Origin of the sequence: Aestuariivirga sp. (assembly GCF_047602625.1) — a bacterium.
In the GTDB taxonomy this organism is placed as follows: domain Bacteria; phylum Pseudomonadota; class Alphaproteobacteria; order Rhizobiales; family Aestuariivirgaceae; genus Aestuariivirga.
Map to the genome: position 1 here is coordinate 1,072,048 of NZ_JASGGV010000002.1, position 14,218 is coordinate 1,086,265.

Annotated in this window: 13 protein-coding genes; 3 read left to right on the top strand and 10 right to left on the bottom strand. The window is 55.0% G+C overall.

Features of this window, described 5'->3' with window-relative positions:
* Positions 1 to 4: 4 nt before the first annotated feature.
* From QM694_RS10240 to QM694_RS10250, 3 genes are all read right to left on the bottom strand, one after another.
* A complete protein-coding gene (locus tag QM694_RS10240) occupies positions 5 to 1,498 on the bottom strand; it encodes a DNA cytosine methyltransferase (protein WP_415006836.1) in 1,494 nt (497 codons plus the stop codon).
* Positions 1,419 to 1,901, bottom strand: a complete 483-nt coding sequence (locus QM694_RS10245; RefSeq protein WP_415006837.1) for a very short patch repair endonuclease — start codon at positions 1,899 to 1,901, stop codon at positions 1,419 to 1,421. Before QM694_RS10245 ends, QM694_RS10240 begins: the two co-directional genes overlap by 80 nt.
* A gap of 693 nt (positions 1,902 to 2,594) precedes the next feature.
* Positions 2,595 to 2,909, bottom strand: a complete 315-nt coding sequence (locus QM694_RS10250) for a helix-turn-helix domain-containing protein (protein WP_415006838.1) — start codon at positions 2,907 to 2,909, stop codon at positions 2,595 to 2,597.
* Between the two features lie 52 nt (positions 2,910 to 2,961).
* Here QM694_RS10250 and QM694_RS10255 point away from each other — a divergent pair, with 52 nt between their 5' ends.
* Positions 2,962 to 3,651, top strand: coding sequence for a hypothetical protein (locus QM694_RS10255; protein WP_415006839.1), 690 nt, complete (start codon positions 2,962 to 2,964; stop codon positions 3,649 to 3,651).
* Positions 3,652 to 3,870: 219 nt separating this feature from the next.
* Here the strand turns inward: QM694_RS10255 and QM694_RS10260 are convergent, their stop codons facing one another.
* The 4 genes from QM694_RS10260 to QM694_RS10275 all read right to left on the bottom strand — a co-directional run bounded on the left by QM694_RS10260 (position 3,871) and on the right by QM694_RS10275 (position 8,794).
* The gene (locus tag QM694_RS10260) at positions 3,871 to 5,106 is read right to left on the bottom strand and encodes a tyrosine-type recombinase/integrase (protein WP_415006840.1); all 1,236 of its coding nucleotides are present in this window, start codon (positions 5,104 to 5,106) and stop codon (positions 3,871 to 3,873) included.
* A gap of 379 nt (positions 5,107 to 5,485) precedes the next feature.
* Positions 5,486 to 7,564: a VapE domain-containing protein gene (locus QM694_RS10265; RefSeq protein WP_415006841.1), complete on the bottom strand. Its 2,079-nt coding sequence runs from the start codon at positions 7,562 to 7,564 to the stop codon at positions 5,486 to 5,488.
* 110 nt (positions 7,565 to 7,674) lie between these two features.
* Positions 7,675 to 7,893, bottom strand: a complete 219-nt coding sequence (locus QM694_RS10270) for a helix-turn-helix domain-containing protein (protein WP_415006842.1) — start codon at positions 7,891 to 7,893, stop codon at positions 7,675 to 7,677.
* A gap of 52 nt (positions 7,894 to 7,945) precedes the next feature.
* Positions 7,946 to 8,794, bottom strand: a complete 849-nt coding sequence (locus tag QM694_RS10275) for a hypothetical protein (RefSeq protein ID WP_415006843.1) — start codon at positions 8,792 to 8,794, stop codon at positions 7,946 to 7,948.
* A gap of 641 nt (positions 8,795 to 9,435) precedes the next feature.
* On the opposite strand from QM694_RS10275, the gene QM694_RS10280 reads away from it, so the two are divergent.
* A complete protein-coding gene (locus QM694_RS10280) occupies positions 9,436 to 9,900 on the top strand; it encodes a mobile mystery protein A (RefSeq protein WP_415006844.1) in 465 nt (154 codons plus the stop codon).
* Positions 9,897 to 10,502: a mobile mystery protein B gene (locus QM694_RS10285; protein WP_415006845.1), complete on the top strand. Its 606-nt coding sequence runs from the start codon at positions 9,897 to 9,899 to the stop codon at positions 10,500 to 10,502. The genes QM694_RS10280 and QM694_RS10285 overlap by 4 nt, the downstream gene beginning before the upstream one ends.
* Positions 10,503 to 10,649: 147 nt before the next feature.
* Here QM694_RS10285 and QM694_RS10290 read toward each other — a convergent pair whose 3' ends face one another.
* From QM694_RS10290 to QM694_RS10300, 3 genes are read right to left on the bottom strand one after another with little or no spacing between them, the layout of a single operon-like run.
* Positions 10,650 to 11,579, bottom strand: a complete 930-nt coding sequence (locus QM694_RS10290; protein ID WP_415006846.1) for a plasmid partitioning protein RepB C-terminal domain-containing protein — start codon at positions 11,577 to 11,579, stop codon at positions 10,650 to 10,652.
* Entirely contained in the window at positions 11,576 to 12,472 is an 897-nt protein-coding gene (locus tag QM694_RS10295) for a plasmid partitioning protein RepB C-terminal domain-containing protein (protein WP_415006847.1), read from the bottom strand. Before QM694_RS10295 ends, QM694_RS10290 begins: the two co-directional genes overlap by 4 nt.
* On the bottom strand, positions 12,469 to 14,079 hold the full coding sequence (locus QM694_RS10300; RefSeq protein ID WP_415006848.1) for a recombinase family protein: 1,611 nt from the start codon (positions 14,077 to 14,079) through the stop codon (positions 12,469 to 12,471). Before QM694_RS10300 ends, QM694_RS10295 begins: the two co-directional genes overlap by 4 nt.
* Positions 14,080 to 14,218 lie beyond the last annotated feature (139 nt).

Below are 14,218 nucleotides of genomic sequence, written 5' to 3' on the forward strand. Positions count from 1 at the left end.
GAGGTCACGCCGCCCGTCGTCTGTTGATCCCTGCCGTACCGTTCGCTGCTCTTCTAAGTTGTCTGCGCAGAACGCGAGCCACTGCCAGTCCCAGAAGTGGGGGGACGGCGTTGCCGATCTGCCGGAACGCGGCATTCATCGCGCCAGCAAAGACGAAGCCATCAGGGAAAGATTGAAGTCGTGCCGCCTCCCGGACCGAAATTGTCCGTGCCTGTCTGCCATCGAAATGGATATGCGAATAGGTGTCCTTGCCGATGTGGGCAGTCAACGTACGAGAGGGTTTGTCGCGATCCAGCTTCCACCACTTGTTTGGGAACTTCTCTGGATCGTACGGGGGTACAATCGCGGCGCGAAGATTCTCATACGCGGCCGATCCGCGCGACCGGCGCGTAAGACCCTGCTCGGCGAGAGCGTCGAGAAACATGCCTTCGGCCAGGCGCCTTGCCTCCGGGTAGTCGGCGCCCGGCTTCATGGCAGCGAAGATAGGAAAGTCGCGTGGGGTCAATCTGACTAGGTGGCCAGTCGTCCCATCATCGGTACGGAAGCCAGACCAAGCGTGCATCATCTTTGCATAGGCCGAAAGGCCTTCCTTCGGCTCTCTATACGGCAAAATGTCGGACAGCTTGCGTCGACGGATCGCGCGAGGGTCTGTGACATGCTCTCTGATACGTGGCAGGTCGCTCAGTGCTTCAGCGGTGCTGACTGCCGGTGGAAGCTCGTGGGAGGGCGTAACAATCTCATGGAATCGTCCGCTTTCACGATCAACGTATTTCAGCGCGACGCGTCTTGACCCTTCATATCCTCGGGGCAGATTGAGAAAATGGGTCGGATACGGAAAGGCGGGTTCTTCCTTCATCACATCGGCCAGCGCCACGATGAACAGCCGCTCACGGACCTGTGGAACACCGAAGTAAGCGGCATTGAGGATCGTATAGCCAGTACGATAGCCGGCATCTTCCAGCGTCTCGCAGATTTCCTCGGGCACGTTGTGGCCGCCGAAATTCAGAATGTCCGGTACGTTCTCGATGACGATCGCCAACGGCTGGGTGTCGTCCACGAAGTCGAGAAAACGCCTGTAGAGTACTGCGCGCGGGTCCCTCTGAAACGCGTCTTCGGTTCCTTTGACCGAGCGAAGTTTCGATCGCCCAATGCGGGCAAAGGCCTGGCAGGGGAGCCCAGCCGCCAAGACATCGAAGCATCCCTCCGGAGAGCCTGACAGGCGGAGGTCCCGGACGAGTCGGCCCGCCGAACACCGCTCCATGTCCCGCGGCCTCGCCCAGGGATCATCAACTGCCCGGCCGCCACCGAAATTCATGGCGTAGCTCTCGGCTGCCTCCGGATCGAGTTCGATGTGGGCTGACAGCTCAAATCCGGCAGCCTTCATCCCCAGGGAGAGGCCGCCCGCACCGGAACATATCTCAAGCAGACGGGCGCGCGCTCCAGTCCCCAGACGGGCTAGCTTTCGCTGCCGAATCAGTTGCTTGTGGTCCGATTTCATTTTCCAAGTATGCTTGGAGCGTCCTTTTGAGGCTATTAAAATCTGTAGTTTGACATTCCCAGATCACGACAACTTGCCAACCCAGGCGCTCAAGATTCCCCTTCACACGCTCATCGCGCGCGATGTTATTCTGAAACTTTCTGGACCAGAATTCAACGTTAGACTTCGGGTTGTAAGAATACTTGCAACCCGGATGGCGATGCCAGAAGCATCCGTGGACAAAGACCACTGTCTTGAGCCGCGGAAACACCAGATCAGGCGATCCAGGCAGGTCGCGCCTGTGAAGCCGGTAGCGGTAGCCGAGGCTCGTGGCAGCCTTGCGCACGGCGATTTCCGGCTTCGTGTCCTTGCCACGGGTGCGGCTCATTATCCGGGATCGGCTGGTAGGGGTCAGAATGTCCATGGTTCAGTGTCGCCCGACGGACAGGCATTGCAAGCGATTTCCTGGTTCCGTGACTACGTAGTGTGGTCCAGGGCAGCTTGGTGCCCCCGAATGTTTGGAACGCCGCGCCCGCACCAAATTCGTGAAATCGACGCTGTCTTTCGCAATCGTGAACCGCTGAAGCATCAGCGATAGCGGCATCTGCTTCTTTCGCATTGCTGAACGTTCCTTGATGCACGACCGCATTTCGAATATGTGTTGCTTGGATAGGAAGGTTATGGTCGGCTTGAGGTTCCGATGAGTTACAGCGCGAGGAAAATGTTTCCAGAACCAGTGAGTGGCGCCGCATGCTGCATAGCCCATTTCAACTAATAGAAAACGGAAAAACCTTAGAAGTTTTTTCCTGAAACAATTTCGACTATCGTATAAGTATCCGTTTCACAAATTCCCTGCTCCTCTAATGCCCATTCGATGTCACTGGGGTCGAGTTGAACAATTGCAGCTACCTCTTCCAATGTTTGGATTATGCTCGATGAGCTAGTGGTGATATGAATGACAAGATAGCACAGCATTTCGTCCTCCAATCGATGGAAGAACGAAAACACTCCAAAATCATGCGCACAATTTTCGAGCGCTCATGGCGGTTACTAAGACGTTTATGTATATTTCAGGCCACGCTCTGACAGAAGCAGGTGCAGCAAAGTGTGCAGTCAGCTAGCGCCTTTTTCCTTTTTCGGTCGGTTTTCTTAGAATTATCGACAGGGCAGAAGCGATATCTGCACCCAGCATTCCCATGATCATAATGAATTCGGCAGCATCCAAGCGACGTTCGCCGGATTCCACCTTCGACACAAAGGACTGAGGGCGCTTCAGCATTTTCGCCAAATCGGTTTGCGTCTTTCCAGCGTGCGCCCGTGCCTCGATCAAAGCACTGACCAGCGAGCGATATTCTTCTGGAAATAGAGACGCCAATGGAATCGCCGAAATTGAATTCAGCAATTCAATGAAACCGAATTTCGGATATCCCAACTCAGGATATTCCGCTATCTCTCGCGGCGCATGGGCTTCTGGGAGATTCGAAGTGAAGCAGCAATACCTGGGCGACGTGAACGACTACCGGAAGTTCTGCCTGCTCCGGCATTTCGCGATTGCCGGTGGTGCCAAGGTGGGTATGTGCTGGATGCTTACGCCGGATGATGGCGGGCGGGACGGCCGGAAGCTCGCCTACCTTGACCAGCCATCGGAGTGGCGTGAGCATGACCCAGAACTGTTCGACGGGCTGAAAGCCATTGTCCATGGGGATGTAGGCCGCCAGCTGCGCATGGTGGAAGACAGCGGCCTGATACCTGGCGCTTTATATTACGATCAGATCGTCCCTGATCCCGAAGGGGCACGGGCAAGCTATATGCGTCGGGCGCTTTCCGCGTTGGCCGAGGCCGATTTCCTGTTCTTTGACCCCGACAACGGCCTGGAAATTTCCTCGAAGCCCAAAGGGCGATTGCAATCCTCCAAATTCCTCTACTGGGACGAGGTTGCCAAGGCCGACCGGCCAGGGCGATCATTACTGATCTATCAGCATTTCACGCGAGAGGCGCGGCAGGGGTTCGCCCAACGGCTCGGGGAACGCCTTCGCGACGTAACGAGGGCGTCGGACATCTGGGGGATTCACAGCCCGCATGTCCTCTTCCTCCTCGCCACCTCGATGCCCCAGATCAGCGCCTGCGCGGAAAATCTCCCGGCCAGGTTTGGAATGCGGGCGGAGCGGCTGTAGCCCATCCGCTGGGCCGAGGGGCCCATATGCCGATCGGCGGATATATCTCCCGCGCCTCGCCAAGCCCTAGGAAGCCCCACTGTGCGGGGGGAAGCCATATGGATAACTCCCTGAGAACCTCGCCCTCGGAACAGCCTTTCCGTGTCCGGAAGCACTATACCATTCGCGCTCACGCGTACGCGCGGGGAGCGGGGAATTTCCTCTGCGGAAACTACCCTCCTATGCGCCGAAGGCCTGCTCCAGCTTGGCGATGGCTCCCTCCCCGCCCCGCACCGCCTGGGTATAGTGGCTGAGGGTGATCGAGGGATTGGCATGGCCCGCCAGCTTGGCGACAAGCCCGACCTCGACCCCTTGTGCCTGAAGCGTGGAAATAAACAGGTGCCGGGCCGAATGGGTGGTGACCAAAGGAAGCCCCAGGCGCTGCAACGCCGGGACCCAAATGCGCTTGCGGAAGTTGGCATACCAAAGAGGACCGCCGCCCGGCGTTTGCTGGGCAAGCCAGCGGTGCGAACTGCGCGGGGCCGGGAATACCCGGTACAACTCGCCATCGGCGTTCCTCGGGCATGCAACCCGCCATTCCAGCAGCATGGCCCGAAGCACCGGCGCCATGGGCACTTCCCGGACACCCGCCTTGGTCTTGGTGAACTCGACGATGGTACCATCCATTTCCTGGCTGCGGCGGATGTGGATGACATTGCGCTCGAAATCGATGTCGTCCCACAGCAGGGCGAATTGCTCGGAGATGCGGGTACCCGCCAGAAACGGGAAGGCATAATAGGCACCATACTGCCTGTCATTCCGGGCAGCCTGGATGAGCAGCTTGACCTGCTCCATGGACAGGATCGCCTTCTTAGGCCTGGCATGTCCACGGCTGAGCTGCGTGGGCATCTTGGGCGTACGGACGGCGAATTCCTCCTCGGCCAGCGCGAGCACTGCGCCCAACACCATCTTGGCCCGGTTGGCGGCATAGATGCTGATCGCCCCGGCCACCTCCTGGTGCCACGCCCGAATGGCAGCCGTGGTCAGTTCGGCAATCTTCAGCCTGCCGAGCAGGGCAAGCTCGCGGGCGCCTTCAGGCTTCTTGCCGGTGATGGTATGGTGAAACCGCTCCTGGCTGTTGCCAACAAGCAGCGGCCCAGTGATATGAGCGCAGGCATGCTCATAGCCATTCATGGTGCGCGGCCGGACCCTGGACCGCTTGAGCTCAAGCCAGTGAGCAACCGCCTTGGCAACCGTCACCGACTGGCGGTCGGGACTATAGGTGCCCGCGTCAACTTCAACCACCAGCGTGTTTCGGAATTCCTCGGCCTCCCTCCGGTTCGGAAATGAAGGAAGCTTCCGTTCGCCCGTGCGCGGTTCGCGGTAGTTCACGAAGAAGCGCGTCTGGTGGACGGCCCTGCCGTCCTTGAGCACCCGCCGCCGCACCTGCTTGGTAATAGAAACCCGAAATGACATAACTTACTCCATGACCACGAACTACTGCGCAACAAAAAACCACCGGCCAGGGCGCGCCATAACTGTGACGCCGCGCCGCAATGAAAGTCACCTCGCGCCGCCGCCTGCAATCGCCGCTGCAACCACCGGCTTCTAGAATTTTTTCCACCGGGCTCGGACGAATTTCCAATTGGCGGCAAATAAACAGTGGGTCACGCCACCAAAGAATTTGCTTAGAGCTGGCAACATGGACGACACGACAAGCAGAGGATGAAGCGGTAACGCGTGGTTACACGTAGAGAAACCAATTCCCATGTTCCCCACACTTCTCCCTCTGTAAAATGCCCAAAGCATTCCGCCTCCATAAAAATACATCAACATGTGTTACCGGTGTTACCAGCTAATAGTCAGTGTTTGGTGGGCCACCCGAGCCCGCCGGTCTCCGATAGCCGCGAGCAACCGCCCCCTTAGAAAATTTTAAAAGCTTCGGCCCCTCCCAACCCAATTTGCGCATGATTTGGGCTAGCCGCTTCGTATGATAGGCTTGTTGCGTCGCAGGCGTTAACTTCAAACAATGTTCCAAGATATCAGCCGTGGATTTCCGTTCATCTCCCTCGAACACTTCTCCGTGCAGATCGGACAGTTGATCGAACCAAGGATCATCTTCAAGGCGGGCATCCTGCTCCTTGGTTGCTTCAGGCCACAATCCCTCAGGTAAATTGATAGATTCGCCTTTGGCCTCCAAATATGCCGCCTCCGCCCAAAGCTGATCGCGATCACGCGCTATAGCACCAAGATCGATGTTGCCCGCCTTAACCGGCCAAAAGCGCCGATTGCCGGTGAGGTCGCGAAGATATTTGTCGTCATTGGTCGTGCCGACGAAAATATTTTGCCGGGGGCTATCCTCCCGATAGCGTCCATAGGAAGGCCTAGCTCGATCCACCGCGCGGGATGCGAAGGCCTTTACCTTGTTGCTTTCGGCGCGGTGCAAACCCTCAAGTTCACACAACTCATAAATCCAGACACCAGCCATGGCTTCAACCTGAGCCTTGGCATCGAGGGTCAGAATATCCTGATCGGAGAAATTTTCGTCACCCGCTAAAAGACGAAGCGCCGTCGACTTGCCGGAGCCTTGGGTGCCTTCCAGAACAATAATTGTATCGAACTTGATGCCAGGCCGCCTGACGCGTCGCACTGCCGCAACAAGCATGATCTTTCCGACAGCACGAACAAACTCGGCATTCGGCGCCCCGAGGTAGGTGGTAAGCCAACTGCCGATCCGTTCCACGCCATCCCAAACCAAGTTGTCGAGATAGTCCCGGATCGGGTGAAAAGAGTTTTCCAAACAAAGGATGTTGGCGGCTTCGCGTATATGATCTTTGCCGGGGTCAAACCCATAATTCTTTAGGATAAGGTGCCGCAATACGGCGCAGGCATCGTCCGTGAGCTCGTTGGCAAATTGCTGCAAATCACGGCCACCAAGCCGCTTACGTTTGTGGAATTCGTCATATTCCGCATGCAGGCCAAGACGCTTGATGGCAAGCAGGGTATTGTTAAGCGTAGGGCGCGGATCTCCACCCCTGAATACGTCCGGCCAACCCTCTGAAATGGCTTCTTGTGCCGATTTAATTTGACGAATGGCATATGCACGAGCGTCACGTTTTTCGCGGATCGAAGCAGAGATGCCATAGCGCGGGTTGATCAATATACCCGCCGCCTTTTGTATGCTCAAGCCAAGCCGCACCAGATCGCAACTTACACGAAATACAGCTTCGCTGCGCGACGGATAGCGCGAATTCTGGGTTCCGATAGGATGCCTCACATCATCGCCCGCCAGAATCAGAGCCTTGGTGAGATCGGGCAATTGAAGCCCCAAGTCATCGAGATCAACAGTTTTGATGTGCTCGGGCGCTACATCGGTTTCCGCTGAATCCGAAGGCTTTGCGGGCTGTCCAAACTCTTCCAGTTTATAGGAACGGCTCCAATCGGTGACTTCTTCTAGAATATGGGCAACGACTTCAACGCGGCCAGCGTTTCGCTTTTTCTGATTCGGAATGTTTATCGTGCCGGGCACGCGCATGATTCGGTCGGCGTTATGGCAATGGTCACCACCCAACCGCTGGGCGAGTCCTCTGTTGATACGCTCAATTAAGTCTAGCTGATTGGTGGATTCGGCCAAACGCCAATAAGCATTATATCCACCGCCTGAAGCAACACCCGCTGTCGGCTTAGGCAGAAATTCCTTTAGGTCTCTAAGCGCGTTAGCGTCATCTATATCGACATGAAGAAATTCGGCTCTTTCAATATCCTTCTTTTTTGCCTTGATGTTTCTGAGCGCCTGATAAAGGGAATTTATATGAAAATATATGTTCTCCTTGCCCTGGCGCTGGTCGATCCACTCGCGCACGGCCGGATCGTTTGCATTGTCAAAGGTCTTTGCGGTCACTTTTCCATTGTTGGAAATCGACACGAGATGCATGCGCCTATTTCCATGCATGTGTTTCAAGAACGAGATTGCCTCGTCCGTATTGGGGATGAGGATCAGAGGAGGGCTTGACCGTTGAGTTGCCATTGAGCGTCACTCCACGTTCAGGAATTGGCGGCATTGCGCTTGCGCGCAATCAATTCCACTACGTCCGACGCGATCAGGCGCCAGCGCTTTGTCCCAATGCGGACCACCTTGAGGTTTCCGGCGGCAATTTCGAGACGCAGGGCGCGAGCAGGAATATTGAAAAGCTTCGCGGCCTGCGGAAGCGTCAAGCACGGGTCAATGTCGCCCGGATATGCGGGCTGTTTTTCGTAGGCCATTTGATACTCCATGTTTCCCCCAATAGCAGGGTCTGGAGCATCATTACTCTCTCTACGAACTGCCACTCCGCACCCTAAGGGGGGGTATGACGAGGGGAAATTCTTCGTCGTTGAGCGGAGGCAACATCCCTTTTACGATTTCCGGGTTGGCGGTCATTCGCGCAATCTCCTCATTGGAGATGTCCGTGTATGTCTTAAGCAATATTTTCCCCTCCTTGGGGTCCTTGGCAGGCTTAATCATCACCTCAAACCACTCGCGCGTGTATATTTCCGGATTGCGAGGGACAAGGAATTGCCCATTTGCGATCATCTCGCAGACATAGGCGAGATCCTTTGCGTCGGATGATCGGTCTATTTTTGTTCTTTTCAGTACGCCCCTGCTCCTCATGAAATGGGCATACCAATACTTTTGCAATGTCTTGTCTGACTTTGTGCCCTTCATGCCAGTCTCGAACTGCCGCTCCATTTCGTCTTGGGTCGCAACGATAAAGTGGTAAACGCTCCACCCCCGGCACAATTCTCCCCATGCCCAGGCGAATTCGGCGCTGGCAATACGCTTGTCTATTGCGTCTTTGATAATCGACATTTCCCGACCATGCTCCTTCCAGATGAAGGCAAGAGCATCGTTGTCTGGCAAATCGCCTTTCGCGCGCGATATGGCTTCCATGATTCCAACGCTGTCTTTTCTATTTTCGCCACGAAAGAACTTCGCGGCCGGAGGAAACAATGGGTGTCCAGCTTTTCGCTTTTCTCGGAGCACGCTTGTAAATAGGGAAGGGTAGTTCTGCGATATCTTATAGGCATCAATTTCGTTTTGCGTAGGAATAGGAATATACTTAAGCGAGGCGGATATCTCCGCAAATTTTTCGCTGATTGTGTCCCAATAGTCTTGCGCTTCCATGGCTTGTTTCTCGCACGCTGTTTGCCGGTTCTTGTGACGTAAGGGCTGAGTCACTGTTACACCTTGGCCGTTGTCATGTGGCTTCTCGGGGAAGATCAATACGCCGAGAGATTTTCACATAGGGTTCGTCGCATTGGATAATTTTGCATGAATATCCGGCGTGTTTTTCTTGGGCCGTCCCATAACGCGGAGGCTTGGACACATGACAAGGCGAACTTCAAAAGTTCCACAGGACGCCACTGGTTCGGTGAGCCGGAAGCCAACGACGCGGCCAGAGATTTCGAGTGGCGTCACACCAAGTCCTATTGACCCGCTTGACCTGCCGCGTACCATGAAGGACGCGGCACGCATCATGGAACTTCCCTATTTCGCAATTCAGCGGGCAGTAAGGGCAGGCATTCTTCCGTCTTATCGGCTGTTCAACGGGCGCAGGTATGTCACGATCCGTGACATTGTCACCCGGATGACGCGGGCCTGATAACCGAAGAGTATGATTTTCTTCGGCCGGGAAGTAGAGTCGGCAAGAGGCGCTGCATTCCGGCATTCCCGCACGGTTGTATACATATACATTGACAAATAACGAGTTGTTGTATATTTTCGAATATACACTTTATTATACTCGTATTCTCTAAGGTGTACAAATGACCGTAAAGCAAGCCGTGCGAAGGCAATATCAGGCGATTGTCGACCAAGCTGCTGTTCAAATGGGAACTTTAGGCATTCCGGTAGAGGGTTGGCTGCGGACAACCCGTAAAGCTCTCGGAATGTCCGGGGCGCAGCTTGCGCGGCGCATGCAGGTTACACGGGCTCGCGTCACCAATGCCGAGCAGGCAGAACGCGATGGCGGAATCACCATAAAGTCCATGCAAGCCGCCGCAGAGGCGATGGGTTGCCGGTTCGTCTATGCCATCGTTCCGGCCACCAAGGTCAACGATGTATTGGAAGCTCAAGCCCAGAAAAAAGCGCAAGCGCTCGTCGGGACGGCAAGCCAACACATGGCATTGGAAAGCCAGGTTCTACCTGCCGACAAAATCGCCCAGGAAATAGACAGCGTGGCGCGTGACATTCTCCATGAAATGCCGCCCGACTTCTGGAACGGCAAATGACAGATCCCCTATCTGACTACCCTGTCGGCGCAACTCCCCTCGATCCCGACGAAATGGAAGGCTTGCGCTTTCCCCACATTACAACACGGGGCCAGCTTGATGAGCTCGAACAGGCAAACATCGAAACCGGCCTACGATGGCTGTCAAGGCTTCGCCGCCGCGATATTCTGACAGATGAATTTGTTATTGCCCTCCACAAACGGTTATTCGGCGAGGTTTGGGCATGGGCCGGAACGTTCCGCCGCACTGAGAAGAACATCGGCATTGATCCTCTCCAAATCGGAATCGAGCTCCGCACATTGATGGACACCGCGCGCTTCTGGAAAGACCATCAGACATACATGCCTGCCGAAGCAGCGCTCCGCCTGCATCATAGAATGGTTCAGATTCATCCATTTCCAAACGGCAACGGGCGGCATGCGCGGATCGCGGCAGACTTGATACTGGAGCGCATATACAATGACCGTCCTGTTGATTGGGCAGGCGGCCACGACCTCCAGAAAATGAATGACCGGCGCATCGCCTATATCGCCGCGCTGCGCGCAGCGGACTCTCACGATTTCGGCCCACTGCTTGCGTTCGCCGGGGTGGCACTCCGATAAACCAGGCTACAAATTTACCGGAGCCAAATTCGGCCTCCGCATTTCGGTACAAGATCAACTGCCCAACTTCGGGCGATCACATCAGGCCTATTCGGCCATGTCCGAAAACTTATGATTCAGTGTCCAAGACTCGGTACTCCATCGACTTCACTCAGCCGCGATCTTGTTTGCGCCCAGTGTTTCAAACTCTGCAATCGACTGAAACTCAATCAGATATTCCTGCCAATTCTGGGAAAGCCAGCGGAGAACGCGATTGTTGGCAATGAGCTTGCGAATGTAGCCACGGGCGACTGTCAAATGCAGATTATCGATCCCATAGGTCTCCTCAAAAGATTTGACCTGCGTCTGTAAACTCGCCAGCTCTCTTTCCATACGAGCGATGTGCTCGGAGGTTACGGAATTTTTCGGGTCCACTTTTTCCTTTCGGCTCTCTATCAAATGTTTCTCAGGCGTGGCGGCAAGAAGCGCCTTTGCGAAAATGCCGGTGAAATTGTTCTGCCCTGTCATCAATTCAGCAGCCTCGATTTGCCGAAACGGCGCCATTTGACGAAGTATATCGAACACACTCAGTGGGCATTCAGTATCTTTCAAAATCTCGGCGGCGTCTGGACATATCCCGTTCAACATACGATGGCGCCGCCGTATCGAAGTGACTTCCATTCCAAGCGCTTCGGCAATCCGCTCCTCAGGAACACCACGTTCCATGGCCTTCTTAATCATGAGGTGTTCTTGGACGGCCGACAATCTGTTGATGCGCTTGTTATATGTATACGCTTCATCATCAATGGAAATGAGGCATTCAACCGTTTGAACCTCGAGGTCCTTGAGCGCTTCAATCCGAAGATGGCCGTCGAGCAGAAAATATCGCCCGGCATTTTTCTTGTCCGGCGTCACAACAGGTGCTTCGACCAACCCAATAGCGCGCACCGACCCGAGAATTTGTGAGTATTTCTTGCTTTCCTTCGTTCCAGGCCGCTGCATTTTCAGCGGGACGATCTGGGTAAGCGGCAGCGTAACCGACTCCCGTTCGAAGGACAGCTTAACCCGATCCCGCCTCTTCTGTTCTTCGGTCATCATGCCGTCTCCCCAACGACCCGCGCGGCCAGAGCCTGGGGCATGGCCTCAAGCTTTTCCGCCCGCAAAAGCGTACGGAAATTGTCATTGCTGAAAAGGTCTTTCAATGCCTCCACGATGAACAACAGCTTCGCTTGCGCAAAATCGGACTTCTTAGCGAGAAGGCGCTGCTTCTCTGCTTCGCGCTCGTAAACTCGCATAAGATCATTTGCCGTAATCTTTCGAGAGGGCGCCTTGCGGCCAATCGCGGAAGTACGAATGGCCTTGTTTCGCGTCAGACGCTGGTCAAGCAGCTTGCGAATGGCTGACAATTTCTTGCCCTTAAGTTTTCCGGCCGTATAGGCATCCATCAGAATATTCTGTGCTTCGTCGGTCTCGGCGCGGGAAATGGCGACGGCAAGGCTGAGCGGCATAAGACCAGTTTCAACCGCTGTTAACAGTCTTTCCTCACCGCGCGACAGCAGGGAAACAATCATATTGACCCAGCTTGCCGTGCATCCAACCTTCTCCGCTATTTGAATATCCGTGTACCCACGGCTGTGAAGGCTTCCGATCTCCTGCATGATGTCAATTGGACGGTGCTGCCTTCTGGCAATATTCTCGACAAGGCTCATGACAAGGCAGTCATTTTCCGGCGCATCGACGATGACGGCCGGAATTTCAGACTGCCCAAGCATCTTGAACGCCTGCAGGCGCCCCTCGCCACAGATCAAATCATAGCGAACATCCCCGTCGAGCACTCTCTGACTGACTGTAATGGGGCGCTTTAATCCGATAGCATCGATATTCTCCACAATCTCCCGATGGTGCCGCTTGTTGCGCGCCCGGGGATTGAGAACGTTTATCTTGGCCAACGGAATTATTTCTACGCGCTGGGTACGTGATGGAACGCTCATGCGGCCTCCATGATGTGTACGGGACGGGCAAGATCGAAAAGAGTTTCAAGATTGTCGAATCTATAGCCATCGAGTTGAAAGTGGTTCTCCTCAGCGAGACTGAGGCGCCTGCCTGCAATGTCGATGCGGGGAAACAGATAATAGTCAACCGGATTGGCGTTTTCCGCATCCATGCGGACCACGACCGTGATGTCGGGCAACAGGCTGGTTTCAAATCTGAATCGCCACCGGTACGAGCCAGCTTGTGATCGACGGCATCTGGCAACTACGATGGAGAGTGAGAATTCACCATCAACCTCAATGAGTTCCGTCGACGGCTGTATCTCCGCTTTAGCTCCTACTTTCTCAAATCCATGAAGAATGTGTTGGACCACTTCCGGATGAAGTCGGCGCAAGGTCTTGTTGATAGCGATATAGCGGTAGTCGCGGCGCGGCGAATATCCCACAAGACTATAAGCCCTCAGGAGACTTCCGAACCGGGAACGATAGGCACTGCTGGATGGCAATCCCTCGTTCTCGTCGATGATCAGCCCCGACAATGCGCCATGGTGTTCGAACAGAGCCTGCAGGGCTTGCAGCATTTGGTCGTCTGACAGCTTAAAGGACCTTGCGGCGATGATTGTTTGTGCTGCTTCAAACAGGGATCGATCGACGATGCCCTCGAAAACGCCGTCTGCACAAATCCACGTTGGCGGGCTGTTTCTTATGCGCAATTTCTTGAGCTTAAAAGACACGCGGTTCCAGACGTTGTTGCCGATGTACTTCTCGTTGATGAGAATTTGATGGACAGTGCCCCGTGTCCATGGACGGCCCAGGTCGGTCAGGATTCCTCTGGAATTCAGGTCGCGCGCGATTTCCTTCTCCGAACGTCGTTCGGTGACGAACGCACGATATATGCTTCGGACGATATCAATTTCTGATCCCGGCCCTGGCGCCAGAATGACTCGATCTGTCTGGATGCTCTTCTGCTGGCCTCTTTCAAGTTCGGCCTTCCTTGTGCCCGACTGGTCAATGAGCGCACGGCGAAGGCCAAAGCCTGCTGGGCCACCCTGCCGGTAGCCGAGTTCGATTAGGCGGCACTGGCCTGCGAACACCTTCGTGGAAAGCTCCCGGCTATATTCTCCAGCCATCGCACGCTTGACGCCTTTGACAATCGTGGCAACCGGGCTCCCATCGTTTTCGAACTGCTCTGCGCAGTAATGAACGGCTATCCCCGCTTTTCGGCAGATGTATTCATAATAGGCGCTCTCATCCGCATCTTGAAAGCGTCCCCAGCGGCTGACGTCATACACGAGGATGGCGGCATAGTCCGCCTTGCCACCCTGTACATCGTCAAACAATAGTTTCAAGGCGTCGCGGCCGGAGAGACGAAGCCCGCTCTTTCCTTCATCTGCGTAGGTTTTGACGATCTCAAAACCACGGTCCTTCGCGTAGAAGTGAATCGCATCACCCTGATTTTCGGTCGAATATTTTTGATGTTCTGTCGACATGCGGACATACATCGCCGCCCGCACAAGGGTTTTCGCCGGAAACTCAGGATGGCGGGTCTGTTGCGGCTCTCGCTCCACTAACGCGTCCTGTCTCTTGGTCCGCGCCAGCAGACGCACGATAAACTCGATTTAGGGACGGAGGGCCGTCCAGCCTTCCAAATCTTGCAACCTACTGTAGCGGCAAGCGGAGGAAAAATGTTTCCGAAAAAGGGTAACAAGTTGCACTGGTCGGGACAAAGCGAAAGTGCCGACGTAG